Raw genomic sequence first — 25,877 nt, 5'->3', positions numbered from 1 at the left:
CTGGTAGGCCCGGCAGGATTCGAACCTGCAACCAAAGCGTTATGAGCGCTCTGCTCTAACCGTTGAGCTACAGGCCCGCCAGCGCGACATGCCTAGCAGGATCGCCCTCTGCGTCAAGTGACACGTTGCAAGCCCGCGCGCTTTGCACTAACCCGCGCGCAGGCGCACGGATGAGGGTTTCGGCATGACGACGGGCAAGAACGGCATGACCTATGCCGAGGCGGGTGTGGATATCGACGCGGGCAATGCCCTGGTCGACCGGATCAAGCCCGCGGCCAGGCGCACGGCACGCCCCGGCGTGATGAGCGGACTGGGCGGGTTCGGCGCGCTGTTCGACCTCAAGGGGGCGGGATATGACGATCCGGTTCTGGTGGCCGCGACGGACGGGGTGGGGACCAAGCTGCGCATCGCCATCGACACCGGCCATGTGGACGGGGTCGGCATCGACCTGGTGGCCATGTGCGTCAACGACCTGGTCTGCCAGGGCGCCGAGCCCCTGTTCTTCCTGGACTATTTCGCCACCGGCAAGCTGGACACCGAAAGCGCGGCGCAGGTGATCGAGGGCATCGCCGAGGGCTGCGCGCGCTCGGGCTGCGCTCTGATCGGCGGCGAGACGGCCGAGATGCCCGGCATGTACCCGGACGGCGATTTCGACCTGGCGGGTTTTGCCGTGGGCGCGATGGAGCGCGGCGCAGCATTGCCCGAGAGTGTGAGCGAGGGCGACGTGCTGCTGGGCCTGGCCTCGGATGGCGTGCATTCCAACGGCTATTCGCTGGTGCGCCGGCTGGTCGAGGTCTCGGGGCTGGGCTGGGACGCCGATTGCCCCTGGGGTGACGGCGGCCTGGGCGCCGCGTTGCTGACGCCCACACGGCTTTACGTGAAGCCGGCGCTGGCGGCGATCCGCGAAGGCGGCGTGCACGGGCTTGCGCATATCACCGGCGGCGGTCTGACCGAGAACCTGCCGCGCGTGTTGCCCGAGGGGCTGGGCGCCGCGATCGACCTGAACGCCTGGGATCTGCCGGGGGTGTTTCGCTGGATGGCCGAAACCGGCGGCATCGCCGAGGCCGAGATGCTCAAGACGTTCAACTGCGGCATCGGCATGGTGGTGGTCTGCGCGGCCGACCGGGCCGAGGATCTGGCCGTGCTGCTGGCCGGGCAGGGCGAGACGGTGGCCCGGCTGGGCCATGTCACCGGCCAGCCGGGCGTGGCCTATTCCGGCACGCATTCGTGAGCCACAAGCGGGTTGCGATACTGATTTCGGGCGGCGGCTCGAACATGGTGGCCCTGGCCGACAGCATGACCGGCGACCATCCGGCCCGGCCCTGCCTGGTCCTGTCGAACGACCCTGAGGCCGGCGGGCTGCGGGCGGCCGAGGCGCGGGGCATCCCCACGGCGGCGGTCGACCACCGGCCCTTTGCCGGAGACCGCGCTGCATTCGAGGCGGAACTGCTGAAGCCATTGCAGGACGCCGCACCGGACATCGTCTGCCTTGCCGGGTTCATGCGTGTCCTCACGGGCGGTTTCGTGGCGCGGTTTGCCGGGCGGATGCTGAACATCCATCCCTCGCTGCTGCCCAAGTATCGCGGGCTCGACACCCACGCGCGCGCGCTGGACGCGGGTGAGCGCGCGCATGGCTGCACTGTGCACGAGGTGACGGCAGAGCTGGATGACGGGCCGATCCTGGGCCAGGCCGTGGTCGCGGTGCGGCCCGAGGAAACGCCGGCCAGCCTTGCCGCGCGGGTGCTGGAACAGGAACATCGCCTCTATCCGGCGGTCCTGCGCCGGTTTGCGCAGGGCGATACGCGCCCGGTGCACCTGCCGTGACACGGGGTCTGGCGGCTGGGGCGCGTTCGGCCTATGGTTGCCCCGACAGCCGCACGCGGGGGCCGGGCGGGCAGTAACACGAACAAGAAAAAGATACAGCCGATCCAGATGAAGACCCTGACAACAACACAAGAGCTGGCCGAGTTCTGCTCGGCCGCCGCACGCCACCCCTATGTGACCGTCGATACCGAGTTCCTGCGCGAGCGGACCTATTATTCCAAGCTGTGCCTGGTGCAGCTGGCCCATCCCGGCGGCGACGATGACGGTAGCGCGGTGCTGATCGACCCGCTGGCCGACGGCATCTCGCTGGAGCCGCTGCACGAACTGTTCCGCCACCGTGACGTGGTCAAGGTGTTCCACGCCGCCCGTCAGGATCTGGAGATCTTCTGGATCGACGCCGGGGTGTTTCCCGAACCGCTCTTCGACACGCAGGTGGCGGCGATGGTCTGCGGCTTCGGCGAGCAGGTGGGATACGAGACGCTGGTACGCAAGATCTGCAAGCAGGGGGTCGACAAGACCTCGCGCTTCACCGACTGGTCGCGCCGCCCGCTGACCGAGGCGCAGAAGGCCTATGCCCTGGCGGACGTGACGCATCTGCGGGGGATCTATGAATACCTGGCGGCCGAGCTGGAGAAGACCGGGCGCAGCCACTGGGTCGCCGAAGAGCTGAAGATCCTCACCAACCCGGCCACCTACGACATCCAGCCCGAAGAGGCCTGGCGCCGGGTCAAGACCCGCACCAACTCGGCCCGGTTCCTGGCCATCGTGCGGGAGCTGGCGCGGTTCCGCGAGATCCACGCGCAGCAGAACAACGTGCCGCGCAACCGGGTCTACAAGGATGACGCGCTGATCGAACTGGCCTCGGCGAAGCCGCGCACCCATTCCGATCTGGGCGGGTTGCGCCTGCTGCTGCGCGAGGCCCGCAAGGGCGCAATCGCGGACGGCATCCTGGCCGCCGTCGAGCGCGGGATCAGCTGCCCGCCCGACCAGCTGCCCGAAATCGACCGCAGCCGTGACAAGCTGCAGGTCAACCCGGCCCTGGCCGACCTGCTGCGCGTGCTGCTGAAATCCAAGACCGAAAGCGCCGGCGTCGCCGCCAAGCTGATTGCGCCCAGTGCCGATCTGGACCTGATCGCCGCGGGCGAGCGGGATGTTCCGGCTCTGTCGGGCTGGCGGTTCGAGGTGTTCGGCGAGGATGCGCTGCGCCTGTGCGAGGGCAAGATCGCGCTGGCCGCCAAGGGCCAGAACGTGCGGGTCGTCCCGCTCTGACTGTCGCTCAGCGGCGGCGGGCCTCGCGTGCGTTGGTCTCGCCCACCACCCGGATCAGCCGGATCCCCTCGAGGGTTTCGTTCGAGACCGAGGCGGCCTCGTGCACGCGGCGGGTCTGCTCGGGCCCCTGAGGCGTCGGATCGACCGGATAGACCACGCGGAAGGAATAGGTCAGGATGCCGGCCTCCGCATCCGCCTCGGACCGTTCGCGCCGCAGCCGCGTGGCATAGGCGCCCTGACGGTTGGCGACCCCGCTGGCATAGATGATGGCGCCGGTATTCGTGGGCTCGACGCGCAGGTCCGTCACGGCGGTGATCGGCACGCTGATATCCACCGAGTCGGGCCGGTCGAACATGCCGATGCTGTCCTCCTGCGGCAGCAGCGGATTGACCGTGCCGTCGGCATCCACATTGGCCACCGATCCGCGGTCGCGGCCGAACCAGTTCGACGGGTTCACCCGCGAGTCCCGCCAGCCGCTGCATGCGCTCAGCGTGATGCCGGCCACCAGTAGAAGAAGAATTGATCTGCGCATCGCACCCGCCCCGGATCGGTATTCCCTTGCCCGCAACCCGGTTAGCGCATCGCGCGCCGCTTGAAAAGCCATTGCCGGGGCTGGACAGGCCGCAGGTGGCGGCTTAGGTCACAGGCTGCAGAGCGCAACCACGAAGGACCGAGAGATGGCCAGCCCCGCCTTTGAGGAGATTGTCGAGGATTTCGAGTTTCTCGACGACTGGGAGGACCGCTATCGCCACGTGATCGACCTGGGCCGGGCGATGGAGCCGCTTCCGGACGCGCTCAAGGTGCCGGCCACCAAGGTCGATGGCTGCGCCAGCCAGGTCTGGCTGCACCCGGTGATCGAGACGGGGCGGTTCCACTTCGACGGTGACAGCGACGCGATGATCGTGCGCGGCCTGATCGCGGTGCTGCGCGCGCTCTACAACGACCTGGAGGTTGTCGAGGTGCCCCAGGTGGACGCGCGGGCCGAGATGGCGCGGCTGGGTCTGCACGAACACCTGTCGTCGCAACGCTCGAACGGGCTTAGGGCGATGATCGAGCGGATCCGTTCCGTCGCCGCCGAGCACGCCTGACCCCGTCGCGCGGGCGAGGGGCCAGCCCCTCGCGCTCCCCCAGGTGTTTTCAGCCAGATGAAGGGCCAGATCCGGCCCAGTCGGCCAGCGTGCGCTCCAGGTCGCCATAGCCGGTGAAGCGGCGCTCGAAAGCAAGCCCCAGCCGCTCGGCGCAAGCGCGGGCGCGGGCGGTCAGGGCGGAATCGTCCGACTGCGCCTGGTAGACCAGCTTGGTGTAATTGCCGAAATACATCTCGCGCAATTCCGGGTGGCGGTCCAGGCCGAGCGGCTTCCACACGAAGGCGTCGAACTGGCGGGCCAGGAAATCGGTGAGGTAGAAGGCTGTGACCTCGTCGTCATGCGCGGCAAAGGCCGCGTTGCCCTCGTAGAAGCTGTAGCAATGCGGGCCCTTTATCATCTCGACGCCGAGGCGGGCGCAGGTGTCCTGAAGCCGGCCGCCAGTGCCGCAATCGGCATAGACGACATAGACCTTCTGGTAGGCGTCGCGCCGCGCGGTGACCGTGGCCTCGACCGCGTCGGCGATGCGTTCGGGGTGGTTGTGCAGGATGGCCGGCAGGCAGGTGAGGTCGATATGGTCCCAGCCGTTGCGGTCGCGCAGCGCGACGATCTCGCGCGCCAGCGCGCCGCAGGCCACCAGCAGGATGCGCCCGCCTTGCGCCAGGCTGACCCCGTCGCGGGTCAGCTGCGTGTCGTCGGGCAGGTCGGCGGGCCGGGTCATGCGGGCCGGTCTCCTCGGTCTGGCGAGCGGGTCGGCGCGGGGAGGGATCGTCGCGCGGCGCTCAGGCGCTCAGGCTGTTGTGCTTGCGGCTGACGAAATCCTTGGCGGTCTCGACGGCCACGGCGGCATCCCGGCAATAGGCATCTGCGCCGATCGCCTTGCCGAATTCCTCGTTCAGGGGCGCGCCGCCCACCAGCACAATATAGTCGTCGCGCAGGCCCTGTTCGATCATCGTGTCGATCACCACCTTCATGTAGGGCATGGTGGTGGTCAGCAGGGCGGACATGCCCAGGATGTCGGGCTTGTGCTCTTCCAGCGCAGCCAGATAGTTCTCGACCGGGTTGTTGATGCCCAGGTCGACCACCTCGAAACCCGCGCCTTCCATCATCATCGACACCAGGTTCTTGCCGATGTCGTGAATGTCGCCCTTGACCGTTCCGATCACCATGGTGCCCATCCGCGGTGCGCCGGTCTCGGCCAGCAGTGGCTTGAGGATGGCCATGCCGCCCTTCATCGCGTTGGCGGCCAGAAGAACCTCGGGGACGAACAGGATGCCGTCGCGGAAATCGGCGCCGACGATGGTCATGCCGCCCACAAGCGCCTTGGTGAGGATGTCGTAGGGGGCCCAGCCGCGGTCGAGCAGGATGGTCACGCCCTCTTCGATCTCTTCCTTGAGACCGTCATAGAGGTCGTCGAACATCTGCTGGACAAGTTCCTCATCGTCCAGTTCCGACAGGATGATCTCGTCTTCTTCTTCCGACATTGGCGCGTTTCCTCGGTTCTGTGGGGCCGCCGCCCCGGGTGTGACGGATTGACCCGTTTCTTGCGCTTTGCGCGGTTCGGGACTGCGACGATTGCGACACCGGCGGCTCCGCAACCGACTTCTACGGGGAAATCTGCGGCTTGTGTAATGAGAATTTCGCAGAAAGATGTTGGGTTTGTTGCATGTGTTCATTCTTTGTTCCATAAGTCTGGGATGCAGGATCTCTCTTCAGTCCCGGCGGAGCGCCGAAAGGGGCGTGGCGCCGCAAGCAACGCGGCCGGCCGCTTCGATCTGGCCCGCGAAGAGGTGTGGGACGGCTGGGACATTCCCGAGGAGCGGGGCTCGTTCCGAACCGAAATTCGCGAGGAGACCGCGCGCAGCCTGATCACCTATAACCGGTCGCCGGACCTGCCGTTCGACCGCTCGATCAACCCGTATCGGGGCTGCGAGCACGGCTGCGCCTATTGCTTTGCACGACCCAGCCACGCCTATCTGGGCCTTTCGCCGGGGCTGGACTTCGAGACAATACTGATCGCCCGCCCGAACGCGCCCGAGGTGTTGCGCCACGAGCTGGCGGCCGCGCGCTACAGGGTGGCGCCGATTGCCCTGGGCACCAATACCGACCCGTATCAGCCGGTCGAGCGCGACCGCGGCATCACGCGGGCCTGCCTGCAGACCCTGGCCGCGTTCAACCACCCGGTGGCGATCGTCACCAAGGGCGCGCTGGTCGAACGCGATCTGGATATCCTGGCACCGATGGCGGCGCTTGGCCTGGTGCGCGTGGGGGTCTCTCTGACCACGCTGGATGCCGACCTTGCACGGCGGATGGAGCCGCGCGCGCCGTCACCGGCCCGGCGGCTGGAGAGCATCCGGCGGCTGACCGGGGCCGGGGTTCCGGTCCGGGTCATGACCTCGCCGCTGGTGCCGGGGCTGACCGATCACGAGCTTGAGGCCCTGCTGACCGCCGCCCGCGACGCCGGCGCCGATGCGGCCAGCTGGATCATGCTGCGGCTGCCGCGCGAGGTCTCGGCGCTCTGGCAGGAGTGGCTGGCCGAACACGCGCCGGGCCGGGCCGCCAAGGTGATGGGGCTGCTGCGCGAGATGCATGGCGGGCGCGACTATGACCCGCGCTGGGGCAAACGGATGCGGGGCGAGGGGGCCTATGCCCGGCTGGTCGGCGCCCGGTTCCGGACAGCGTGCCGAAGGCTTGGGCTTGCGACGGACTCGCAGCCCCTGCGTTGCGACCTCTTCGCGCGCCCGCCGCAGCCGGGCGACCAGCTGAGCCTTCTGTGACCACGAAAAAACGCCCCGGGCCTTGGGGACCGGGGCGGGACACGCGCTGCGCCTTTCCTCAGCGTTTTTCGATATCCACGTAGTCGCGCAGGATCTCGCCCTGATACAGCTGGCGGGGCCGGCCGATCTTGAGCTGCGGGTCGGCCAGCTGTTCCTTCCACTGCGACACCCAGCCGACGGTCCGCGACACTGCGAAGATCGGCGTGAACATCGAGGTGGGAAAACCCATCGCCTCGAGGATGATGCCCGAATAGAAATCCACGTTGGGAAACAGCTTCTTCTCGGCGAAGTAATCGTCGTTGACGGCCTGTTTCTCCAGTTCCTTGGCGACCTTGAGGACCGGATTGTTCTCGACTCCGAGAAGATCCAGCACTTCGTCGGCAGATTGTTTCATCACCTTGGCGCGCGGATCGAAGTTCTTGTAGACGCGGTGACCGAACCCCATCAGGCGGAACGGATCGTCCTTGTCCTTGGCGCGGGCGATGTATTCGGGGATCCGGTCGACCGATCCGATCTCCTTGAGCATCTCCAGACAGGCCTGGTTCGCGCCGCCATGCGACGGCCCCCAGAGGCAGGCGATGCCGGCGGCGATGCAGGCAAACGGGTTGGCGCCCGAGGACGAGGCCAGCCGCACGGTCGAGGTCGATGCGTTCTGCTCGTGATCGGCATGCAGCGTCAGGATCCGGTCCATCGCGCGGGCCAGGATCGGGTCGATGTGATAATCCTCGGCCGGCACCGCAAAGCACATGTGCAGGAAGTTGGCCGCGTAATCCAGATCGTTGCGCGGATAGACGAAGGGCTGGCCGATGGAATACTTGTAGGCCATCGCCGCGATGGTCGGCATCTTGGCGATCAGGCGATGGGTGGCGATCTCGCGCTGGCGCTCGTCATTGATGTCGGTCGAGTCGTGGTAGAAGGCCGACATCGCGCCGACCACGCCCACCATCGTCGCCATCGGATGCGCGTCGCGGCGGAACCCGCGGAAGAAATAGTGCATCTGCTCGTGGATCATCGTGTGGCGCGTGATCGTCGTTTCGAAGGTCTCCAGCTCGGAGGCCGACGGCAGGTAGCCGTAAAGCAGCAGGAAGCAGACCTCGAGATAATGCGATTTCTCCGCCAGCTGGTCGATCGGGTAGCCACGGTGCAGCAGCTCGCCCTTGTTGCCATCGATATAGGTGATCGTGCTGTCGCAGCTGGCGGTCGAGGTGAAGCCGGGATCGTAGGTGAAGACGCCGGCCGTGCCGTAGAGCTTGCGTATGTCGATCACGTCCGGGCCGGCGGTCGGCGAAAAGACCGGCAGGTCGTAGCTTTCGCCATCAAGGGTCAGCGTTGCTGTTTTCTGGCTGTCTGTCATCTGAAATCCCTTCCTCTTGCGGGCACGGGTCTTGCGACGGGTCCACCGTGCGGTCGGCACCCGCGCAGCCGCGCGAGCCCGGTCGTGTCGGGGCAGCGAGACCGGCTCAGGTGACCGGTGACAGGTTCGCTGCATCCTCAAGTCGGGCCAGGGTCTCGTCGCGCCCCAGCACCAGCATCATGTCATAGACCGAAGGCGTAACCGCCCGACCGGCCAGCGCCGCGCGCAGCGGGCCGGCCAACTTGCCGAACTTGGTGTCCTTCGCCGCGGCAAAGGACGCCATGACCTCCTCCAGACTGTCTCGCGTCCAGCTAGCATTTTGCAACTGCGGCGTCAATTCGTCCAGTATACCGTCGGATACCGATTGCAGGGCCTTCTGCGCCTTCTCATCCGGCCGGATCGGACGCTCTGTCAGAACAAACTCCGCTTTTTCAAGGAGTTCCGGAAAGGTTCGCGCCCGGTCCTTGAGGCAATACATCGCACGCTCGATGTCGTCCCCCTGGGTTTCGGTCAGGGCAGGCTGGCCGGCGGCGGCCAGATAGGCCTGCAGTTCATGCCGCAGCGCGGCATCATCGCCGATCGCGATATGCTGCCCGCTCAGATTCTCCAGCTTCTTCAGGTCGAACCGCGCCGGGGACTTGCCGATCCCGTCCAGGTCGAACCAGGCACGCGCCTGCGCGTCGGTAAAGAACTCGTCGTCGCCGTGGCTCCAGCCCAGCCGTGCCAGGTAGTTGCGCATGCCCGCGGCGGGATAACCCATCGCCTGGTATTCCTGCGCCCCCAGCGCGCCGTGGCGCTTGGAGAGTTTCTTGCCGTCCGGCCCGTGGATCAGCGGAATATGCGCCCAGACCGGCACGTCCCAGCCCATCGCGTCATAGATCATCATCTGCCGGGCGGCGTTGTTGAGGTGATCGTCGCCGCGGATCACATGAGTCACACCCATGTCGCGATCGTCGACCACCACCGCCAGCATGTAGACCGGCGTGCCGTCCGAGCGCAGCAGCACCATGTCGTCGAGCTGATCGTTGCGGATCGTCACGTCGCCCTGCACCCGGTCACGGATCACCGTCTCGCCCCCCTGCGGTGCCTTGATGCGGATTGCATAGGGCGCGTCGGGGTGGTCGGCCGGATCGGCGTCGCGCCACGGGCTGCGGAACAGGGTCGAGCGGCCCTCGGCGCGGGCCTGCTCGCGGAAGGTGGCGATCTCGTCCTGGGTCGAGAAACACTTGTAGGCCTTGCCGTCGGCCAGCAACTGGCGCGCGACCTCGGCGTGCCGGTTGGCGCGGGCGGCCTGGCTCACCGGTTCGCCGTCCCAGTCCAGCCCCAGCCAGCGCAGCCCCTGCAGGATGGCCGTGGTCGCCTCGGGGGTCGAGCGTTCGCGGTCGGTATCCTCTATCCGCAGCAGGAATCTGCCGCCGCGGCCGCGGGCATAGAGCCAGTTGAACAGCGCCGTGCGCGCGCCGCCGATATGCAGGAACCCGGTGGGCGAGGGGGCAAAACGGGTAACGACCATTTCGGACATGGGGGCCTTTTACCTTCTGGTAACCGTGAGGGAGATAGGGTTGTCGCCTGTCTAACGAGCCGCGCCGACAGGAGCAAGCATGCGCGTTCTGCACCGGGTCGAGCATACGCTGTTGCGCCAGCGCGGCCATCTCTTTCCCTGGGCGCCGGTGTGCCTGGGCGTGGGGATCGGCCTTTACTTCGCCTGGCCGGTCGAGCCTGGCGCCGGGGTCTATGCCGCCGCCATGATGGTCCTGGCTGCGGGGACGCGTCTGGCGTGGCGCGGGGCCGGGTCCTGGTCGCCGCTCGGCGCGGCGCTGGCGCTGGTCGCGCTGGGGATCATGCTGGCCGGGGCGCGTGCGCATCGGGTCGCCGGGCCGGTGCTGGATTTCCGCTATTACGGCCCGATCGAGGGGCGTGTGGTGGCTTTGGACCGCTCCGCCTCGGATGCGCTGCGGGTGACGCTGGACCGCGTACGCCTGCGCGAAACGGCTCCCCATCGTACCCCGAACAGGGTGCGGGTCTCGTTCCACGGCCCGGCACCCGAGCCGCAGCCCGGGGCCCGGATCATGACCACCGGGCACCTGTCGCCGCCCGGCGGGCCGGTGGAGCCCGGCGGGTACGATTTCCGCCGGCATGCGTGGTTCAACGGGCTGGGCGCGGTGGGATACACGCGCACTCCGGTCCTGCTGGCCGCCCCCCCGGGTGACGGGCGGGCCGGGCTGCGGATCGAGGCGATCCGCATGGCGGCCTCGGCCCGGGTGCGCCAGGTATTACCGGGCGATGTCGGCGGGTTCGCCGCCGCCGTGACAACCGGCGACCGGAGCGGCGTGGGGCAGGCCACGCTCGAGGCGCTGCGGGCCAGCAACCTCGCGCATCTCCTGGCGATTTCGGGGCTGCATATGGGTCTGCTTGCGGGATTCGTCTTCGGGGGGCTGCGCATGGCGCTGGCGCTGCTGCCTGTGCTCGCGCTGCGCTGGCCGGTCCGCAAGATCGCGGCCTGCGGTGCATTGGTGGCGGCCGCCGGCTACCTGGCACTGTCGGGCGGCAACGTGGCCACCGAACGGGCCTTTGTCATGGTGGCGGTCATGCTGGGCGCGTTGCTGGTCGACCGGCGGGCGATTTCATTGCGGGCGGTGGCGGTCGCGGCGCTGATCGTGCTGGCGTTGCGGCCCGAGGCGCTGCTGGGGCCGGGGTTCCAGATGTCTTTTGCCGCCACGACCGCGCTGGTCGCTGTGTTCGGCTGGATGCGGCGCATCGAGGTCAGGCCGGGTCCGCGCTGGTTGGCCCCGGTGCTGGGCGTCGCGATCTCTTCCGCGGTGGCCGGGTTGGCCACCGCGCCGATCGGGGCGGCGCATTTCAACACGCTGTCGCATTACGGGCTGGCCGCGAACCTGGTCTCGGTGCCGCTGATGGGGACGCTCGTCATTCCGGCCGCCGTGCTCGCGGCCTGTCTGGCGCCGCTGGGTCTGGAGTGGATCGGATTGAAGCTGATGGGGCTCGGGCTCCGCTGGATCCTTGCGGTGGCGGAGTGGATATCGGGCCTTGACGGGGCGCAGGGCCACGTGGCCAGCCCGCCGCCCGCTGTTCTGCCGCTGATCGCCCTGGGATTCCTGTTGCTGATCCTGTGGCAGGGGCGGAGCCGGTTGGCGGGGATCCTGCCTGTGCTGGCCGCCTTCACGCTCTGGGCCGGGGCCGACAGGCCGGCCATCCTTGTCGCTGAATCCGGAACCCTGGTCGGCGTGATGACCACAGACGGCCGCGCGCTGAGCAAGGCGAGGGGCGCGGGGTTCGTCGCCGGGGTCTGGCTGGAAAATGACGGCGACGGCGCAGAGCAGCAAACGGCCGCCGGGCGCGGGGCAATGCCGCAGCGCGGATTGCCGTGGCGGATGCGGGCAGGTTCGGTCGAGGTGATCCACGTGTCGGGCAAACGGGCCGCGGCGCGGATGGACAGCTGTTCAAAGGGTCAGCTCATCGTGTCCTCGGTGCCGCTGAAATTGACGGGCGGCTGCGAAGTGTTCGATCCACAGCGCCTGCGCCGCACCGGAAGCCTGTCGCTGGGAGCAAAGGGCCTGCGCCAAGCCGCCGACCACGGCGGGCGGCGGCTCTGGAGCGCGGTCCGGGATCAATAGCTTCGGATCAGCCCCACCAGCCGGCCCTGTACGCGCACCTTGTCCTCGGGCAGGACGCGGGTTTCATAGGCCGGGTTCGCCGCCTCGAGCGCGATCGCGTTGCCGCGCCGGTAGAACCGCTTGAGCGTGGCCTCGTGGTCCTCGACCAGCGCCACGACGATGTCGCCATTGTCGGCCACGGCGGTTTCCCGGATCACCACGATGTCGCCGTCATTGATACCCGCCTCGATCATCGAGTCGCCCTTGACCTCGAGCGCATAATGCTCACCGGCGCCGACCACCATAGAGCCGGGCACTGCCACGTTGTGCGACACCTGGCTGATCGCCTCGATCGGCACACCGGCGGCGATCCGGCCCATGACCGGCAGTTCCAGCGCGTGAACCTCGACCCGCTCGCTGTTCGCGGGCCGCGGCGCAGCCGGCCGGTCGCCGTCGATCACGCGCGGCTGGAATCCGGGCGAGGGATCGCCGCCCAGGCTTTCGGGCAGCTTAACGATCTCGATCGCCCGCGCGCGGTGTGCCAGTCGTCGGATGAAGCCGCGCTCCTCCAGCGCGGTGATCAGCCGGTGGATGCCCGACTTGGACCGCAGGTCCAGCGCATCCTTCATCTCGTCGAAACTGGGCGGAACACCGTCCGACTGCATCCGCCTGTGAATAAATTCCAGCAAATCCAGTTGCTTCTTGGTCAACATCGCTCGTACCTCATGCCCATGCGTTTCATTTTGTTCTACGCATGTTCCTGTTTTGTGTCAACCGTTTGGAAGCCGGGGTCAGATGGCCAGGTAGCTGACCATGTCGCCCGCCGCCCGCGCGGGATCGTCGGGCGGACGCACAACCAGCGCGTTGGACGCTGCAAGAACGCTCAGTAACGAGCTGTCCTGATTGTCAAAAATCGTGATGCGCCCATCTTGGACATGGGCACGCATGTAATGCTCGCGCGCACCGTTCCCGCCGATCGGTGCCGCCAGGGCCGCATTCTTCGGCGGCGGCGGACCCGGGTCGAGGCCGAGCATTCGGCGCACCATCGGCCGCAGGAACAGGTGCCCGCAGACAAGCGCCGAGACCGGGTTGCCCGGCAGTCCGACCATGGCGGCGTCCCCCATGCGCCCGGCCATCAAAGGTTTGCCCGGGCGCATCCGGATCTTGTAGAAGGACCGCTCCAACCCCAGTGCCTCGGCCACCGGCGCCACCAGGTCGTGGTCGCCCACCGAGGCACCGCCGACGGTTACCACCAGATCCGCCCCCGCAGCCAGCCCGAAGGCGGTGCGCAGCGAGGCCTCGGTGTCGCGTGCGATGGGCAGCATCCGCACCTCGGCCCCGTCGGCCTGGAGCATCGCCCGGAGGCCGAACGTGTTGGAGGCGATGATCTGCTCCGGGCCGGGATCCTCGCCGGGCATGACCAGTTCGTCGCCGGTGGCGATCAGGGCGACCACCGGTTTCCGGGTCACCGGCACCTGCGCGATGTTCATCGCCGCAAGCAAGGCGATATCTGCGGGCATCAACAATCGGGGCGCGGACAGCTTTGTTCCGACGGTGAAATCGACGCCCGCAGGTCGAACGTTGCTTTTGGTGCCGGGAGTTTCGGTTATCGTGATGACATCACCCTTGCGGCTCACATCCTCCTGGATCACCACGAAATCCGCCCCGGCGGGCATCGGTGCACCGGTGAAGATGCGCACCGCCTGACCTGGCTGAACAGATCCGGAAAACCTTTTCCCTGCAGCGGCTTCACCAATGATCTTGAACATCGCGTGCCGCTCGACTTCGTCGGAGTGGACCGCGTAGCCGTCCATCGAGGACGCGGCAAAAGGCGGCTGGTCCCGTGTGGCGGTCACATCCGCGCCCAGCACACGTCCGGCGGCCTGGGCCACCGGCACCTTTTCGACCGGGCCGCGCGTGACCAGCTGCAACAGCCGGGCGCGCGCCTCGTCTACCGTGATCATGTCGCCTCGTAACGCCCGGACTTTCCGCCATCTTTCAGCAGAACCCGGATGCCGCCGATCTCCATCGTCCTGTCCGCGGCCTTGACCATGTCATAGACCGTGAGCGCAGCGGTGGACACGGCGGTCAGCGCCTCCATCTCGACGCCGGTCTGGCCGGTGGTCTTGACCGTGGCCTCGATCCGCACGCCGGGCAGGTCGGGGTCCAGCGTCAACTCGACCGCCACCTTGGTCACCGGCAGCGGATGGCACAGCGGGATCAGCTCGGGCGTCTTCTTGGCGCCCATGATGCCCGCCAGCCGCGCCACCGACAGGACGTCACCCTTCTTGGCGCGACCTTCGGCAACAAGATCAAAGGTTTCTCGGGCCATGCTGATGTGCCCGGCGGCGACTGCGACCCGCGCTGTCGACGGCTTGTCCGAAACATCGACCATATGCGCATCGCCCTTGGCGTCGAAATGGGTCAGGGCCATCACATCGCTCCGGGTGTGAGGGGGTTGGCCAGCAAATCGCGGGTCGCCTGGGCCGCGTCGTCCTGCCGCATCAGGCTTTCGCCGATCAGAAAGCACCGGGCGCCGTAGCGCGCCAGTTCGGCCAGGTCGTCGGAGCTGCGCAAACCGCTTTCGCTGACGATGGTGCGGTCCACCGGCACCCGCTTGATCAGCTTGCGAGTGGTGTCGAGGCTGGTCTCGAAACTGTGCAGATCCCGGTTGTTGATGCCGATCAACCGGCTCTTGAGCGCCTCGGCCCGGGCCAGTTCATCGGCGTCATGCACCTCGATGAGGACATCCATCCCCCAATCCGACGCGGCTGCCTCCAACTCGGCGGCCTGGCCATCGTCGACCGAGGCCATGATGATCAGGATGCAGTCGGCCCCCAGCGCGCGGGCCTCGGCGACCTGGTAGGTGTCATACATGAAATCCTTGCGCAAAACCGGAAGGTTGCAGGCGGATCTTGCAGCACCAAGATAGGATTTGTCGCCTTGGAAACTCGGCGTGTCGGTCAACACGCTCAGGCAGGTCGCGCCGCCGTCCTCATAGGCCTGGGCCAGGGCGGCCGGGTCGAAATCGGCGCGGATCAATCCCTTGGACGGGCTGGCCTTCTTGATTTCGGCGATCAGGCCATAATCCTCGCGCGACGCCTGGTGCAACGCCTCGGCAAAGGGCCGGACCGGTGGGGCGTCATTGGCTTCGGCCTCCACCGCCTCCAGCGGTTTTGCGGCCTTGTCAGCGGCGATTTCTTCCAGCTTGTAGGCCTTGATCTTGTCGAGGATCGTCTCGGTCATGCGGGTCCCTGTGTTGCCTGTGCCAGCGCCTCGATCTTCTGCCGGGCGCGGCCGCTGTCGATGCTTTCGGCGGCCATCTTGACCCCGTCGCGCAGATCGCCGGCCGCCTCTGCCACCACCAGCGCCGCGGCGGAATTCAGCAGCACCGCGTCGCGATAGGCCGACGGTGCGCCGTCCAGAAGGGCGCGGAAGGCGGTCGCGTTGTCTTCGGGCGACCCACCGATGATGTCCTCGAACGGGTGCACGGGCAGGCCGGCATCCTCGGGATGCAGCTCGATCTCCTTGATCCCGCCATCCTCGAGCGCGGCAATCCAGCTCACGCCGGAAATCGCCAGCTCGTCGGTGCCGTCAGATCCATGCACCAGCCACGCCCGGTCCGAGCCCAGCTGCGCCAGCGTCTCGGCCATCGGCCGGATCAGGTCGCGGCTGAACGCGCCGGTGAGTTGCCGCTTGACGCCGGCCGGGTTGGTCAGCGGGCCCAGGATGTTGAAGATCGTGCGCGTCCCCAGCTCCGACCGGGTGGGCATCACATGCGCGATCGCAGGGTGGTGCATGGGCGCCATCATGAAGCAGATTCCGGTGGAACCCAATGCCTTTTCAACCTGTTGCGGGCCGATCATCACGTTCACACCCATCTGCCCAAGCGCATCCGCCGCGCCGGATTTCGAGCTGAGGTTGCGGTTGCCGTGCTTGGCCACGCAGACCCCGGCGCCGGCCACCACAAAGGCCGTGGCGGTCGAGATGTTCAGCGTGCCCTTGCCGTCGCCGCCGGTGCCGACAATGTCCATCGCGCCCTCGGGCGCGCGCACCGCGTTGCACTTGGCACGCATCACCGCGGCGGCGGCGGCATATTCATCCACCGTCTCTCCGCGCGTCCTGAGCGCCATCAGGAACCCGCCGATCTGGCTGGGCGTCGCCTCGCCCTCGAACAGGATGGCAAAGGCGGTTTCCGCCTCGGCGCGCGTCAGCGGACGGTCGGCGGCGGCCCCGATCAGCGGTTTCAGAGCGTCACTCACGCGGGGACCTTCATCTCGGCGAGGAAATTCCGCAGCAAGGCATGCCCGTGCTGCGAGGCGATGGATTCGGGGTGGAACTGCACGCCGTGGATCGGCAGCTCGCGGTGCTGCAGCGCCATGATCGTGCCATCCTCCAGATCGGCAGTGATCTCCAGGCTGTCGGGCAGGCTGTCGCGCTCGACCACCAGCGAATGGTAGCGCGTCGCCTCGAAGAGCGAGGGCAGACCGGCGAACAGGCCTGTGCCGCCGTGCCGGATATGGCCCATCTTGCCATGCACGATTTCGTGGCAGCGAACGACGCGCCCGCCGAAAACCTGCCCGATCACCTGGTGGCCCAGGCAAACGCCGAGCAGCGGGGTGCGCGTTTCGGCCGCCGCCCGGGTCAGCGCCAGGCAGATACCGGCGCGGTCGGGGTCGCAGGGGCCGGGGCTCAGCAGGATGCCTGCGGGCTTCATCGCCATCGCCTCCTGCACATCCAGCGAGTCGTTCCGGCGCACGACCATCTCGGCGCCAAGCTCGCCAAGGTAGTGGACGAGGTTGTAGGTGAACGAGTCGTAGTTATCTATCAGCAGCAGCATCTTGGCCCGCGTCATTAGGGGCTGGCGAGGCACCGTCCAGCCGCGATATAGTGGTGTCGGATCCTACATGCTCAGGGAAGGGCGGCAGCGTCAAGGGCGCATGGGTCCGACAGGCGCAAGTGACCCAGATAAAGAGGCAGTCGAGCTATGAGCGGATTTTTCGGGGGAATGGTCGTGGGTGCGGTCGTGGTCGTCGGGGGCGCCGCATTCGTCTCGCTCAGCTTTCCGGTTGCGCGGCAACCGGATGTCAGCGACGAGGCGCCGGCAAATGCCGATCCGGCCCCGGTATCCGAGGCTGCGGGCGTGGACGCGCCGGGCCGCGATGCGGACCTGGTCGAACTGGCCCCGCGGGCACCGGCCGATCCGGCCGATGGCGGCGGTACCGTGGCCGCCGACGACGAGGCGACTGCCCCGGCAGCCAAGCCCGAGGTGACTGTCGATGCGGCAACCCCGTCGCAGCCCGGGGAAAGCGATCCGGCCACGCTCGACGTGACCGGTGACGTGCCGCCGGCCAGAACGGCGCCGACCGTCGAAGCCCCCAAGGCGCCGGCGGCCGAAAGCGGCGTGGTCGCCTCGACCGAGCGTCCCGCCCAGCCGCGTGCGCCCGAGGCGCCGGACGCAGCCGAGGCAGAAGACGCACCGATCGTCGCGTCCGAGCCCGATGCCCCCCCGGCGCAGGAACCGGAGGCCGCCCCGGAGGATCCTGCGGCCGAGGATGAGGGCACGGAGCAGGCCATCGCGCTGCCGCAGATCGGCGGCGACAGCCCGGTGGTGAACCGGCCGACCGCCGGAACCCCGGTGATTCCGCTGACCGAACGGGACGAGGCCGAGGAGCCGGCGGCGGATGCGGGCGGGAAGCCGCCGATCAAGGCCCATGCGGTACCGTTCGAGAACCCAGACGCCAAGCCGCTGTTGTCGATTGTGCTGATCGACGGCCCGGATGCGCTCGGAGCCGAGGCGTTGGCCGAGTTTCCCTACCCGGTGACCTTCGCATTGGACCCCACCGATCCGGAGGCCTCAGAGAAGATGGCCCGCCACCGGGCGGCCGGATTCGAAGTGGTGATGCTGGCCGATCTTCCGCCTTCGGCTACTGCCCGCGATGCCGAGGTGTCGATGGAGGTCTGGCTGTCCAAGGTGCCTGAAAGCGTCGCAATCCTGGAGGGGACGGAAACCGGAATCCAGGGCAACCGCGAATTGTCCGATCAGGTGACTGACATCACCCAGTCCACCGGCCGCGGGCTGATTACCCAGGACAAGGGGCTGAACACCGTGCAGAAACTGGCAGCGCGCGACGGGGTGCCCGCCGCGGTGGTGTTCCGCGATTTCGACGGGGCTGGCCAGTCCTCCGATGTGATCCGGCGTTTCCTGGACCAGGCGGCATTTCGTGCCGGGCAGGAGGGGGCGGTGATCATGCTGGGCCGGGTGCGGCCTGACACGATTTCCTCGCTGCTGCTCTGGGGGTTGCAGGACCGGGCCAGCCGGGTGGCGCTGGCGCCGGTCTCGGCGGTGCTGACGCGGCAGGTGCCGGGCCAGTGAACCGCGCCTTGCGGCGCGGTGCCTCCGGCGGGGATATTTCCGGCAAGAGGAAGCGGGGCGTTGCTCATCCGCCCCGGCAGTGCCGCGATCCCTCTCAGAGCGTGATGCGGAACCGGGCGAAGCCATCCGGCCCGTCGCCGGCCTCTTCGATTTCGACCCCCGGCACGTCGCCGGCATAGTCCACGGCCTTGGGGCCGGTGTCGAACAGGACCGAGGTGTCGGGCAGCGGCGCAAAGCTCCAGTTGCCGTCGGCGCTGGGGCTGATCGTGCCCTTCTCGACGATGTAGCGCACGATCACGTCGCGGTTGGTGTCCGGCCCTTCGAAGATCGTGGTGTCGCCCATTGCGCCGGGGAACTTGCCGCCGCCGCCGGCGCGGTAGTTGTTGGTGGCGATGATGAATTCCGCCTGCGGATCAATGGGTTCCCCGTTGAAGGTCAGGTCGGTGATGCGGTTGGCATCGGGGTTGATCAACTCTCCCTTGGGGTCGAATTTCGACGGCTGGCTGAGGTCGATGCGGTATTCAACCCCGTCGATCACGTCGAAATTGTAGCTGGGGAAGTCGGGGTTGAGCAGCACCTGGTCGGCCTGGCCCGGGGTGACCTGGTTGAAGATCCCGGCCGAGCGTTCCAGCCAGTCCTTGACCTGCGCCCCGGTCACTCGGACCGCGCGCACCGTGTTGGGATAGAGGTAGAGGTCGGCCACGTTCCGGATCGCCACGTCGCCCGCGGGGACATCCGTGTAATAGTCCGGCCCGCCGCGTCCGCCGGCCTTGAAGGGGGCGGCGGTGCTGAGGATCGGCAGGCCCTCGTGCTCGGTGCCCTTCATCATCTGTTCGATATACCAAAGCTGGGCAATCGACACGATCTGCACCGAGGGATCGTCGGCCACCAGCGCGAAATAGGAATGCAGCGGCGCGTCTGTCTTGCCCACCGGGCGGCGCACATATTCCAGCGTGGCGTCATGCTCGGCCTGCACGCTGTCCAGCACCTCCTGCCGGCTCTCGACCAGTGGAGTGATCGAGCGATCCTCGTTGCGCTTCGAGATCGGCCGCGCCTCGGTCGCGTGGCTCACGATGCGCCACTCGTTGCCCGAGCGTTCCAGCATCAGGTCGATCACCCCCAGATGCGAGCCCCAGAACCCGCCCATCGCGGCGGGTTTGCCGTGGATGGTGCCGGCGGCGACATCGACCCCGTCGATACCGTCGTAATCCGAGGACGGGAACACTCGGTGATGGTGCCCGGTCAGGACCGCGTCGATCCCCTCGACTGCGGCCAGCGGCACGCTGGCGTTTTCCATCCCGTCGCTATGGGTCGCGGGCCCGATGCCCGAATGGCTCAGCGCGATGATGATCTCGGCGCCCTGTTCCTTCATCTGCGGCACATAGGCCTTGGCGGTGGCCACGATGTCGCGGGCCTGCACGTTGCCCTCGAGATGGCGGCGGTCCCAGTTCATGATCTGCGGCGGCACGAAGCCGATGAGGCCGATGCGGATCGGGTGGGTCTGGCCGTCGCCATCGGTCAGCATCCGGTCGAGCAGCAGATAGGGCTGCACCAGCGTGGAGTCCTTGGTGGGATCCGAGGACATCTCCTTGACGACGTTTGCGCTGGTGATCGGGAATTCGGCCCCGGCGAGCGATTTCATCAGGAAATCGAGCCCATAGTTGAACTCGTGATTGCCCAGCGTCGAGGCGTCGAACCCGACGGCGTTCATGGCGGTGATCACGGGGTGCGTGTCGCCCTCCTTCATGCCGCGCTCATAGGCGATGTAGTCGCCCATCGGGTTGCCCTGCAGGAAGTCGCCGTTGTCGATCAGCATGGAATTGGTCGCCTCGGCCCGGATATCGGCGATGATCGAGGCGGTGCGGGCCAGGCCCACGGTGTCGCGCGGCTTGTCGGCGTAGTAGTCATAGGGAAAGACATGCACATGCAGGTCGGTCGTCTCCATGATCCGCAGATGCGCCTGTCCGGTCGCCGCGCGGGCCGAGAACGGGTGCAGGGCGATGAACCCCGCGGTGGTGCCCAGGAAATGGCGGCGGGTGAGCGGAAATCGTGACATGCGTCTTCTCCCAATGTCGGACGGTCTGTGTGTGAGTGCGCCAGACAACGGTAGCATGATTCCGTGACGGGCGGATCAGGCTATTCGGGCAGTCCGGCCTTGCGCAGGCCATCGTCGAGAAGGGCTTGCATCGCGGGGTCGCGAATCTGCACGAAATTGCTGGAAATCGTCCAGCCGGGCGCCTTTTCCAACAGGCGGGCGGCAATCCGTTCCGCGGTTTCCTGGTTTCCGACCTGCGCATGTGCGGCGGCCCGCCAGACCATGTTGCCGATGAACCCGGGATTGAGCCGGGCCGCCTCGTCGAATTTCTCGACCGCCTCGGGGAAACGGCCCTGTTCGTAATAGGCCATGGCAAGGAAATTCACAGGCGCCCAGTCATAGAGCGGATTGATCCGCATCGCCGTCAGCAGCCGCGCCTCGGCCTCATCGGGGCGTCCAAGGAACAACAACGGCAGCGCTGACCGGATAAGGGTGCTGTCGGAGGAGGGCGCCAGGCCGATGGCGACGTCGAAGGCCGCGACCGCATCCTCGTAGGCACGGACATTCATCAGCGAAAAGCCCAGCATTTCGTGGACATACCAGTCATCCGGGGCCAGTCGAACGGCGTTGCGCGCCTTCTCCAGGCCCTTCCGCATCGCGCCCTGCCGGTCATCCACGAAACCGAAATACCCGTTCTGCGTGTCGATATAGGCCAGCACGGCCAGAGCGCGGCCAAACTCGGGGTCGATTGCCAGCGCACTTTCCGCAAGCGCCTTCGCGAAACTGAAACCGCTCTTGCTGGGGGCCTTGCCGATCTCGCGCGAGGCGCGGTACCACAGGGTATAGGCCTCGTCGCTGAACGTGGATCGGCCCGGCGCGCTGCTGCGGGCGATGTTCTGGGCCAGTATGCGCGCGATCGAGTGCGAGATGTCCTCCTTGAGCTTGAAGGAATCGCTGCCCGATTGCTGGAATTCCTCACGCCAGATCGTCGCGCCGTTCACGCCATCGACGATTTCGACCGCGACCCTGAAGTCGCCGCCGGTTCCGCGCACCGTGCCCTGCACGATGTTGCGCACGCCGAGTTCGCGCGAAACCTGCTGCGGCGTGGCCGTGGATTCCTTGTAGCTGAAGGTCGAACTGCTGGAGATCACGAACAGGCCGGACACAAGGCTCAGGCTGTCGGTGACGTCTCGCGCGATCACGTCGGCGGCCAGTTCACCGGGCTCGCCGGCCTGATTGCGAAAGGGCATGACGGCGACAGAGGGTTTGCTTGGCAGCGGCAGTTCCATCGCGGCAATGGCCCGCGCCTCGCTGAGCCTGATCCAGGGTTGCAGCCAGACGAGTGCAACCGCCAGAAGGACGGCCGCGGCGGCCGCGAGGGGCCATCGTCGCCTCGCCACCGGCGCCGGTTCCCGGTTGTGGCCGATCTTGAAGGCGCGAACCGGCCGCGCGATGTTCTTGACTTCGATTTCGCCCAGATCATCGAGCGGGATGTCGATCTTGTCCCGCACCTGGTCGCGCGCCGCGCGGGACAGGACAATTCCGCCGGGATCGGCCAGGGACTCCAGGCGGGAGGCCACGTTCACGCCGTCGCCATGAATGTCGTCCCCCTCGACGATCACGTCGCCCAGGTTGACGCCGATGCGAAAGACCAGTTGCGGGACATCCGTGTCCGCCGCGTTGGACCGGGCCACTTCGTGCTGCCACGCGGTCGCGCAATCCACGGCATCGACCACGCTTGCGAACTCGACCAACAGCCCATCGCCCAGCAGCTTGACGATCCGCCCGCCGAACCTGGCGACAGCCGGACGGATGACGCTGTCCATCAGGGCGTTGAACCGGGATCTCGTCGCCAACTCGTCCCGGCCCATGTGGCGGGAATATCCGACGATGTCCGCGGCCAGAACGGCCGCCAGACGGCGCGTTGCCCGGGATTCGGTCATGGCAGCCCCTGTCCTGAGTAGAATACCCTAGGGCCGAGATCACCTGCGCGTCAACGCAACGTGGCGCTAGCGGTTGCCGCCGCCGGTGAACCGGGCGGCGTCGGCCGCCGCGCGGCGGATGGCGTTGGATTTGTGCACCGTCTCCTGGTACTCGGCCTGCGGGTCGCTGTCATAGACCACACCGCCGCCGGCCTGGATATAGAGCTTGTGGTCCTTCACGATGGCGGTGCGCAGGGCGATGCACATGTCCATGTCGCCGCCGGCGCTGAAATAGCCGACGCCGCCGCCATAGATGCCGCGCTTCTCGGGTTCCAGCTCGTCGATGATCTCCATCGCGCGCACTTTGGGCGCACCGCTCACCGTGCCCGCGGGCATGCCGGCAAAGAAGGCATCCAGCGCGTCCTTGCCCTCGGCCAGTTCGCCCACCACGTTCGAGACGATGTGCATCACATGGCTGTAGCGTTCGATGATGAACTCTTCGGTGGGGCGCACGGTGCCGATCCGGGCCACCCGCCCGCAATCGTTGCGGCCCAGGTCCAGCAGCATCAGGTGCTCGGCCAGTTCCTTCTTGTCAGCCAGCAGATCGGCCTCGAGCGCGCGGTCCTCCTCGGGCGTCGCACCGCGGGGGCGGGTGCCGGCGATGGGGCGGATCGTCACCTCGCGGCCGAAGACCCGCACCAGGATCTCGGGGCTGGCGCCGATGACCTGGAAGCCGCCGAAATTGAAATAGAACATGAAGGGCGAGGGGTTGGTGCGCCGGAGCGAGCGGTAGAGCGCAAAGGGCGGCAGCGGGAATTCCTGCGTCCAGCGCTGCGCCGGGACCACCTGGAAGATGTCACCGGCGCGGATGTAGTCCTTGGCGCGCTCGACCGCCTGCATATAGCCGGATTCAGTGAAATTGCTGACCGGCGGCGCGATTTCCGACGCATCGCCCAGGTCGCGGGTCTCGGAGGGCATCGCGCGCTCCAGGTCGCGCACCGCGTCCATCACCCGCTCGGCGGCCTGGGCATAGGCGGCCTTGGCCGATTGCCCGTCGCTGGCCCAGGCGGGCGAGACCACCGTGACCTCGCCCTTGACCCCGTCCAGCACCGCCACCACCGACGGACGCATCATCAGCGCGTCAGGCAGGCCCAGCGGGTCGGGGTTCACATCCGGAAGATGCTCGACCAGCCGCACCATGTCATAGCCCAGATAGCCGAACAGACCGGCGGCGGCCTGTGGCAGATCGTCGGGCAGGGCGATGCGGCTTTCGGCCAGCAGGGCGCGCAGGTTGGCCATCGGGTCGCCCGTCTGCGGCTCGAACGCATCCGCGTCGAACCGGGCCGAGCGGTTCAGCTCGGACGCCGCGCCCCGGCAGCGCCAGACCAGGTCCGGCTTCATGCCGATGATCGAATAGCGCCCACGCACCTCGCCGCCGGTGACCGATTCCAGCATGAACGCGTCCTTCTGGGCGCCGGTCAGCTTGAGCATCAGCGAGACCGGCGTGTCCAGGTCGGCGGCCAGCCTGGCATAGACGACCTGGTTCTCGCCCGCCTCGTAGGCGCGGGCGAAGGTCTCGTATTCCGGGGTCAGGGCCATCAGCGCGCGACTACTGGAAATTCGCCTGCACGGCGGTCAGCGCCTGCTGGTCAATCGTAAGCTCGGCCCGCGCGCGGGCGGCTTGCACGAAGGCATCGAACAGGTTCTGCGCCAGCGCCTGGTCCATCCGGTCGGCCATCGCCTGGCGCATCTGGGTCAGCTCATCAGTCTCGGCCGGCGGCAGGATCTCGTCCAGCCGCACCAGCAGCGCATTGCCGTCACCCGAAACGACGCGCCAGTCGCCGACCTCCATGTCGAACACCTCGCCCATGAACCCGTCGGGCGCATAGTCCAGGAAGGCGGTGCGGGTCAGGCCGTTCTCGACCTTGATCTGCAACCCGGCCTCCTGCAGGTCGCCGCCGGCCTCGATCTCGGCCAGGACATCATCGGCGCGCGCCTCCAGCGCGTCCGTAATCGCCTGGGCAGTCCAGGCCTCGACCACCTTGTCGCGGGCACTCTCGAAGGGTTCGGGTCGGGGCGGCAGTTCCTCGTCCAGCCGCAGCGCGAAGATCGCGCCATCCTCCAGGAACTGGACCTCGGGGAAATCCTCGGCCTTGACCGCCTGCGCGGCGCTGCGGAACTCGGCATAGGCGGCCACGCCGTCCGAGGTTTCGGGGGTCCAGTCGATCTGGCCCAGCTCCAGGTCGGTTTCCTGCGCCAGCTCCTCGAGCGTGGCGCCACCGGCCAGCAGGTCGTCGATATTCTCGGCCCGCGCCTCGATCAGGCGGCGGGCACGGCTGGCGGCCAGTTCGTCGCGCAGCTCGGCCTCGACATCCTCGAAGGACGTGGTGCGCGCGTCGAAGCTGCCGTTGACGCGGAACAGGGCGGGGCCCAGATCTGTGGCCAGCGGTCCGACGACTTCGCCGACATCGGCTTCGAAGACCGGCCCGGCGGCCTCTCCCAGATCCCCGGCGGCGACATCGCCCATGTCGATATCCGACAGGGCCAGCCCGCGCTCATCGACCAGGTTTTCGAATGTGGTCCCGCCCACCTCGATCTGCGCCAGAGCGTCCTCGGCGGCCCGTTCATCGGAAAAGATGAGGCGTTCGACCAGCCGCCGCTCGGGTTGATTGTACTGGTTCTCGCGTTGCTCGTAGAGGCGGCGCACCGAATCCTCGTCGATCTCGACCTCATCGAGCAGCATGGCCGGCGTCAGCAGCGCATAGGTCAGCTTTTTGGTGCGCAGCAGCGTGAACTGGTCGGGATTGGCCTCGTAATATTTGGTGAGCTGGGCATCGGACGGCGGCGGCACCAGGGTTTCCAGCTTGTCGGGCGTGACGATGGCGGCGGTGAAGCTGCGGCGGGCGGCCACGAAATCAGCCAGCGTGTCCGTCAGCGTCTCCGGCATCTGCACGCCGCCGACGATCGCCCCCTGCACCAGCGTGCGGGCGGTCTCCTTGCGCAGATCGGCCTCGAACTCGGCCTCGTTCAACCCCGCCTGTTCCAGCGCAAAGCGATAGGATTCGCGGTCGAACCCGCCATCGGCGCCCTGAAAGGCGGAAATCTCCAGGATCTCGCGCTGCAGGTTCTCGTCGCCGATCGAAACGCCCAGCTGCCCGACCTCGTTGTCGACGGCGGCCAGCGCCACCAGCCGCGTCAGCACACGGCGGTCGATCCCTATCTCGCGTGCCTGCGACATCGGCAGGGGCTGGCCGGTCTGGGCCTCGACGGCCCGGATCTCGCGCTGCAACTCGCGGGCATATTCGTCAACGCTCACGGTCTCGTCGCCCACAGTCGCGACGGTGCGCACGGTGCCCGACAGGTTCACCGCCCCGAAGCCCGCAAGCCCCAGGAGCAGCAGGCCCATCAGGATCCAGACGAATATCTTTGAAAAGCTCTTGACGCCTGCGGCCATGGTGCTCCCTCGAGGTTCGGTCGGTGGTTTCTGTCGCTTCGCGGCCCTGTCTACGCTGGCCGGGAACGGGGGGCAATGTATGAACTGCCTTCCCCTGCAAGTGATTTTTCGATGCGCCGCTGACCCTGCTTCTATGTATTCGGTCTTTCTTTGGAACCATTTGATTTGCC

22 protein-coding genes and 1 tRNA gene are annotated in these 25,877 nt (G+C 67.3%); 7 read left to right on the top strand and 16 right to left on the bottom strand.

Annotated features, from left to right (window positions below):
- Position 1 precedes the first annotated feature (1 nt).
- Positions 2–77: transfer RNA gene (locus BMX57_RS18500), tRNA-Ile, on the bottom strand.
- A 107-nt stretch (positions 78–184) separates the two neighbouring features.
- Between BMX57_RS18500 and purM the strand changes: the two genes are divergently transcribed.
- The 3 genes from purM (at position 185) to rnd (ending at position 3,093) form a co-directional block, all read left to right on the top strand.
- Positions 185–1,231 (top strand): phosphoribosylformylglycinamidine cyclo-ligase, encoded by a 1,047-nt coding sequence (gene purM, locus BMX57_RS18495; RefSeq protein ID WP_092370858.1) that lies wholly within the window; start codon positions 185–187, stop codon positions 1,229–1,231.
- Positions 1,228–1,824, top strand: coding sequence for a phosphoribosylglycinamide formyltransferase (purN, locus tag BMX57_RS18490; protein WP_092370855.1), 597 nt, complete (start codon positions 1,228–1,230; stop codon positions 1,822–1,824). The genes purM and purN overlap by 4 nt, the downstream gene beginning before the upstream one ends.
- A 108-nt stretch (positions 1,825–1,932) precedes the next feature.
- Positions 1,933–3,093: a ribonuclease D gene (rnd, locus tag BMX57_RS18485; protein ID WP_092370852.1), complete on the top strand. Its 1,161-nt coding sequence runs from the start codon at positions 1,933–1,935 to the stop codon at positions 3,091–3,093.
- A gap of 7 nt (positions 3,094–3,100) precedes the next feature.
- On the opposite strand, the gene BMX57_RS18480 is transcribed toward rnd, so the two are convergent.
- Positions 3,101–3,625 (bottom strand): hypothetical protein, encoded by a 525-nt coding sequence (locus tag BMX57_RS18480; protein ID WP_092370849.1) that lies wholly within the window; start codon positions 3,623–3,625, stop codon positions 3,101–3,103.
- 145 nt (positions 3,626–3,770) lie between these two features.
- Here BMX57_RS18480 and BMX57_RS18475 point away from each other — a divergent pair, with 145 nt between their 5' ends.
- Positions 3,771–4,181, top strand: a complete 411-nt coding sequence (locus BMX57_RS18475) for a SufE family protein (protein WP_092370846.1) — start codon at positions 3,771–3,773, stop codon at positions 4,179–4,181.
- A gap of 49 nt (positions 4,182–4,230) precedes the next feature.
- On the opposite strand, the gene BMX57_RS18470 is transcribed toward BMX57_RS18475, so the two are convergent.
- Positions 4,231–4,899 carry a DUF1638 domain-containing protein gene (locus tag BMX57_RS18470; RefSeq protein ID WP_092370843.1) on the bottom strand — a complete coding sequence of 223 codons (669 nt, stop codon included), beginning with the start codon at positions 4,897–4,899 and terminating at the stop codon, positions 4,231–4,233.
- Between the two features lie 61 nt (positions 4,900–4,960).
- On the bottom strand, positions 4,961–5,662 hold the full coding sequence (locus BMX57_RS18465; RefSeq protein ID WP_092370840.1) for a corrinoid protein: 702 nt from the start codon (positions 5,660–5,662) through the stop codon (positions 4,961–4,963).
- 213 nt (positions 5,663–5,875) lie between these two features.
- Here BMX57_RS18465 and BMX57_RS18460 point away from each other — a divergent pair, with 213 nt between their 5' ends.
- A complete protein-coding gene (locus tag BMX57_RS18460; protein WP_092370837.1) occupies positions 5,876–6,955 on the top strand; it encodes a PA0069 family radical SAM protein in 1,080 nt (359 codons plus the stop codon).
- 58 nt (positions 6,956–7,013) lie between these two features.
- On the opposite strand, the gene BMX57_RS18455 is transcribed toward BMX57_RS18460, so the two are convergent.
- Positions 7,014–8,309 carry a citrate synthase gene (locus tag BMX57_RS18455; RefSeq protein ID WP_092370834.1) on the bottom strand — a complete coding sequence of 432 codons (1,296 nt, stop codon included), beginning with the start codon at positions 8,307–8,309 and terminating at the stop codon, positions 7,014–7,016.
- A 106-nt stretch (positions 8,310–8,415) separates the two neighbouring features.
- Positions 8,416–9,831 carry a glutamate--tRNA ligase gene (gltX, locus tag BMX57_RS18450; RefSeq protein ID WP_092370831.1) on the bottom strand — a complete coding sequence of 472 codons (1,416 nt, stop codon included), beginning with the start codon at positions 9,829–9,831 and terminating at the stop codon, positions 8,416–8,418.
- Positions 9,832–9,910: 79 nt separating this feature from the next.
- Here gltX and BMX57_RS18445 point away from each other — a divergent pair, with 79 nt between their 5' ends.
- A complete protein-coding gene (locus BMX57_RS18445) occupies positions 9,911–11,941 on the top strand; it encodes a ComEC/Rec2 family competence protein (RefSeq protein ID WP_092370828.1) in 2,031 nt (676 codons plus the stop codon).
- Here the strand turns inward: BMX57_RS18445 and lexA are convergent.
- The 6 genes from lexA to BMX57_RS18415 form a co-directional block, all read right to left on the bottom strand.
- Positions 11,935–12,633, bottom strand: coding sequence for a transcriptional repressor LexA (lexA, locus tag BMX57_RS18440; RefSeq protein ID WP_092370825.1), 699 nt, complete (start codon positions 12,631–12,633; stop codon positions 11,935–11,937). The genes BMX57_RS18445 and lexA overlap by 7 nt on opposite strands.
- 78 nt (positions 12,634–12,711) lie before the next feature.
- Positions 12,712–13,884: a molybdopterin molybdotransferase MoeA gene (locus tag BMX57_RS18435; RefSeq protein WP_092370822.1), complete on the bottom strand. Its 1,173-nt coding sequence runs from the start codon at positions 13,882–13,884 to the stop codon at positions 12,712–12,714.
- On the bottom strand, positions 13,881–14,354 hold the full coding sequence (gene moaC, locus BMX57_RS18430) for a cyclic pyranopterin monophosphate synthase MoaC (RefSeq protein ID WP_092370819.1): 474 nt from the start codon (positions 14,352–14,354) through the stop codon (positions 13,881–13,883). Before moaC ends, BMX57_RS18435 begins: the two co-directional genes overlap by 4 nt.
- Positions 14,354–15,166 (bottom strand): indole-3-glycerol phosphate synthase TrpC, encoded by an 813-nt coding sequence (gene trpC, locus BMX57_RS18425; protein WP_092370816.1) that lies wholly within the window; start codon positions 15,164–15,166, stop codon positions 14,354–14,356. Before trpC ends, moaC begins: the two co-directional genes overlap by 1 nt.
- Positions 15,163–16,182 (bottom strand): anthranilate phosphoribosyltransferase, encoded by a 1,020-nt coding sequence (gene trpD, locus BMX57_RS18420; protein ID WP_092370813.1) that lies wholly within the window; start codon positions 16,180–16,182, stop codon positions 15,163–15,165. Before trpD ends, trpC begins: the two co-directional genes overlap by 4 nt.
- Positions 16,179–16,760 carry an anthranilate synthase component II gene (locus tag BMX57_RS18415; RefSeq protein ID WP_092370944.1) on the bottom strand — a complete coding sequence of 194 codons (582 nt, stop codon included), beginning with the start codon at positions 16,758–16,760 and terminating at the stop codon, positions 16,179–16,181. The genes trpD and BMX57_RS18415 overlap by 4 nt, the downstream gene beginning before the upstream one ends.
- Positions 16,761–16,907: 147 nt before the next feature.
- Between BMX57_RS18415 and BMX57_RS18410 the strand changes: the two genes are divergently transcribed.
- Entirely contained in the window at positions 16,908–18,296 is a 1,389-nt protein-coding gene (locus tag BMX57_RS18410; protein WP_092370810.1) for a divergent polysaccharide deacetylase family protein, read from the top strand.
- A 94-nt stretch (positions 18,297–18,390) separates the two neighbouring features.
- On the opposite strand, the gene BMX57_RS18405 is transcribed toward BMX57_RS18410, so the two are convergent.
- The 4 genes from BMX57_RS18405 to BMX57_RS18390 all read right to left on the bottom strand — a co-directional run bounded on the left by BMX57_RS18405 (position 18,391) and on the right by BMX57_RS18390 (position 25,707).
- Complete coding sequence (locus tag BMX57_RS18405; protein WP_092370807.1) at positions 18,391–20,352, bottom strand: bifunctional 2',3'-cyclic-nucleotide 2'-phosphodiesterase/3'-nucleotidase; 1,962 nt, start codon at positions 20,350–20,352, stop codon at positions 18,391–18,393.
- An 80-nt stretch (positions 20,353–20,432) separates the two neighbouring features.
- Complete coding sequence (locus BMX57_RS18400) at positions 20,433–22,274, bottom strand: adenylate/guanylate cyclase domain-containing protein (RefSeq protein ID WP_092370804.1); 1,842 nt, start codon at positions 22,272–22,274, stop codon at positions 20,433–20,435.
- Between the two features lie 66 nt (positions 22,275–22,340).
- Positions 22,341–23,852 (bottom strand): anthranilate synthase component I, encoded by a 1,512-nt coding sequence (trpE, locus tag BMX57_RS18395; RefSeq protein ID WP_092370801.1) that lies wholly within the window; start codon positions 23,850–23,852, stop codon positions 22,341–22,343.
- A gap of 10 nt (positions 23,853–23,862) precedes the next feature.
- Positions 23,863–25,707, bottom strand: coding sequence for a peptidyl-prolyl cis-trans isomerase (locus tag BMX57_RS18390; RefSeq protein ID WP_092370798.1), 1,845 nt, complete (start codon positions 25,705–25,707; stop codon positions 23,863–23,865).
- Positions 25,708–25,877 lie beyond the last annotated feature (170 nt).

It is taken from the genome of Cribrihabitans marinus, from assembly GCF_900109035.1.
GTDB classification, from domain to species: Bacteria; Pseudomonadota; Alphaproteobacteria; order Rhodobacterales; family Rhodobacteraceae; genus Cribrihabitans; species Cribrihabitans marinus.
The sequence above is the reverse complement of the archived record's forward strand: the minus strand, read 5'-3'. Positions and strand labels throughout refer to the sequence as shown.

What these genes read in the sequence shown, in the direction of transcription:
- purM (WP_092370858.1), top strand. Translation starts at nt 185, where the DNA reads ATGACGACGGGCAAGAACGGCATGACCTATGCCGAGGCGGGTGTGGAT.
- rnd (WP_092370852.1), top strand. Translation starts at nt 1,933, where the DNA reads ATGAAGACCCTGACAACAACACAAGAGCTGGCCGAGTTCTGCTCGGCC.
- BMX57_RS18480 (WP_092370849.1), bottom strand. Translation starts at nt 3,625, where the DNA reads ATGCGCAGATCAATTCTTCTTCTACTGGTGGCCGGCATCACGCTGAGC.
- BMX57_RS18475 (WP_092370846.1), top strand. Translation starts at nt 3,771, where the DNA reads ATGGCCAGCCCCGCCTTTGAGGAGATTGTCGAGGATTTCGAGTTTCTC.
- BMX57_RS18470 (WP_092370843.1), bottom strand. Translation starts at nt 4,899, where the DNA reads ATGACCCGGCCCGCCGACCTGCCCGACGACACGCAGCTGACCCGCGAC.
- BMX57_RS18465 (WP_092370840.1), bottom strand. Translation starts at nt 5,662, where the DNA reads ATGTCGGAAGAAGAAGACGAGATCATCCTGTCGGAACTGGACGATGAG.
- BMX57_RS18460 (WP_092370837.1), top strand. Translation starts at nt 5,876, where the DNA reads ATGCAGGATCTCTCTTCAGTCCCGGCGGAGCGCCGAAAGGGGCGTGGC.
- BMX57_RS18455 (WP_092370834.1), bottom strand. Translation starts at nt 8,309, where the DNA reads ATGACAGACAGCCAGAAAACAGCAACGCTGACCCTTGATGGCGAAAGC.
- gltX (WP_092370831.1), bottom strand. Translation starts at nt 9,831, where the DNA reads ATGTCCGAAATGGTCGTTACCCGTTTTGCCCCCTCGCCCACCGGGTTC.
- BMX57_RS18445 (WP_092370828.1), top strand. Translation starts at nt 9,911, where the DNA reads ATGCGCGTTCTGCACCGGGTCGAGCATACGCTGTTGCGCCAGCGCGGC.
- lexA (WP_092370825.1), bottom strand. Translation starts at nt 12,633, where the DNA reads ATGTTGACCAAGAAGCAACTGGATTTGCTGGAATTTATTCACAGGCGG.
- BMX57_RS18435 (WP_092370822.1), bottom strand. Translation starts at nt 13,884, where the DNA reads ATGATCACGGTAGACGAGGCGCGCGCCCGGCTGTTGCAGCTGGTCACG.
- moaC (WP_092370819.1), bottom strand. Translation starts at nt 14,354, where the DNA reads ATGGCCCTGACCCATTTCGACGCCAAGGGCGATGCGCATATGGTCGAT.
- trpC (WP_092370816.1), bottom strand. Translation starts at nt 15,166, where the DNA reads ATGACCGAGACGATCCTCGACAAGATCAAGGCCTACAAGCTGGAAGAA.
- BMX57_RS18415 (WP_092370944.1), bottom strand. Translation starts at nt 16,760, where the DNA reads ATGCTGCTGCTGATAGATAACTACGACTCGTTCACCTACAACCTCGTC.
- BMX57_RS18410 (WP_092370810.1), top strand. Translation starts at nt 16,908, where the DNA reads ATGAGCGGATTTTTCGGGGGAATGGTCGTGGGTGCGGTCGTGGTCGTC.
- BMX57_RS18405 (WP_092370807.1), bottom strand. Translation starts at nt 20,352, where the DNA reads ATGTCACGATTTCCGCTCACCCGCCGCCATTTCCTGGGCACCACCGCG.
- BMX57_RS18400 (WP_092370804.1), bottom strand. Translation starts at nt 22,274, where the DNA reads ATGACCGAATCCCGGGCAACGCGCCGTCTGGCGGCCGTTCTGGCCGCG.
- trpE (WP_092370801.1), bottom strand. Translation starts at nt 23,852, where the DNA reads ATGGCCCTGACCCCGGAATACGAGACCTTCGCCCGCGCCTACGAGGCG.
- BMX57_RS18390 (WP_092370798.1), bottom strand. Translation starts at nt 25,707, where the DNA reads ATGGCCGCAGGCGTCAAGAGCTTTTCAAAGATATTCGTCTGGATCCTG.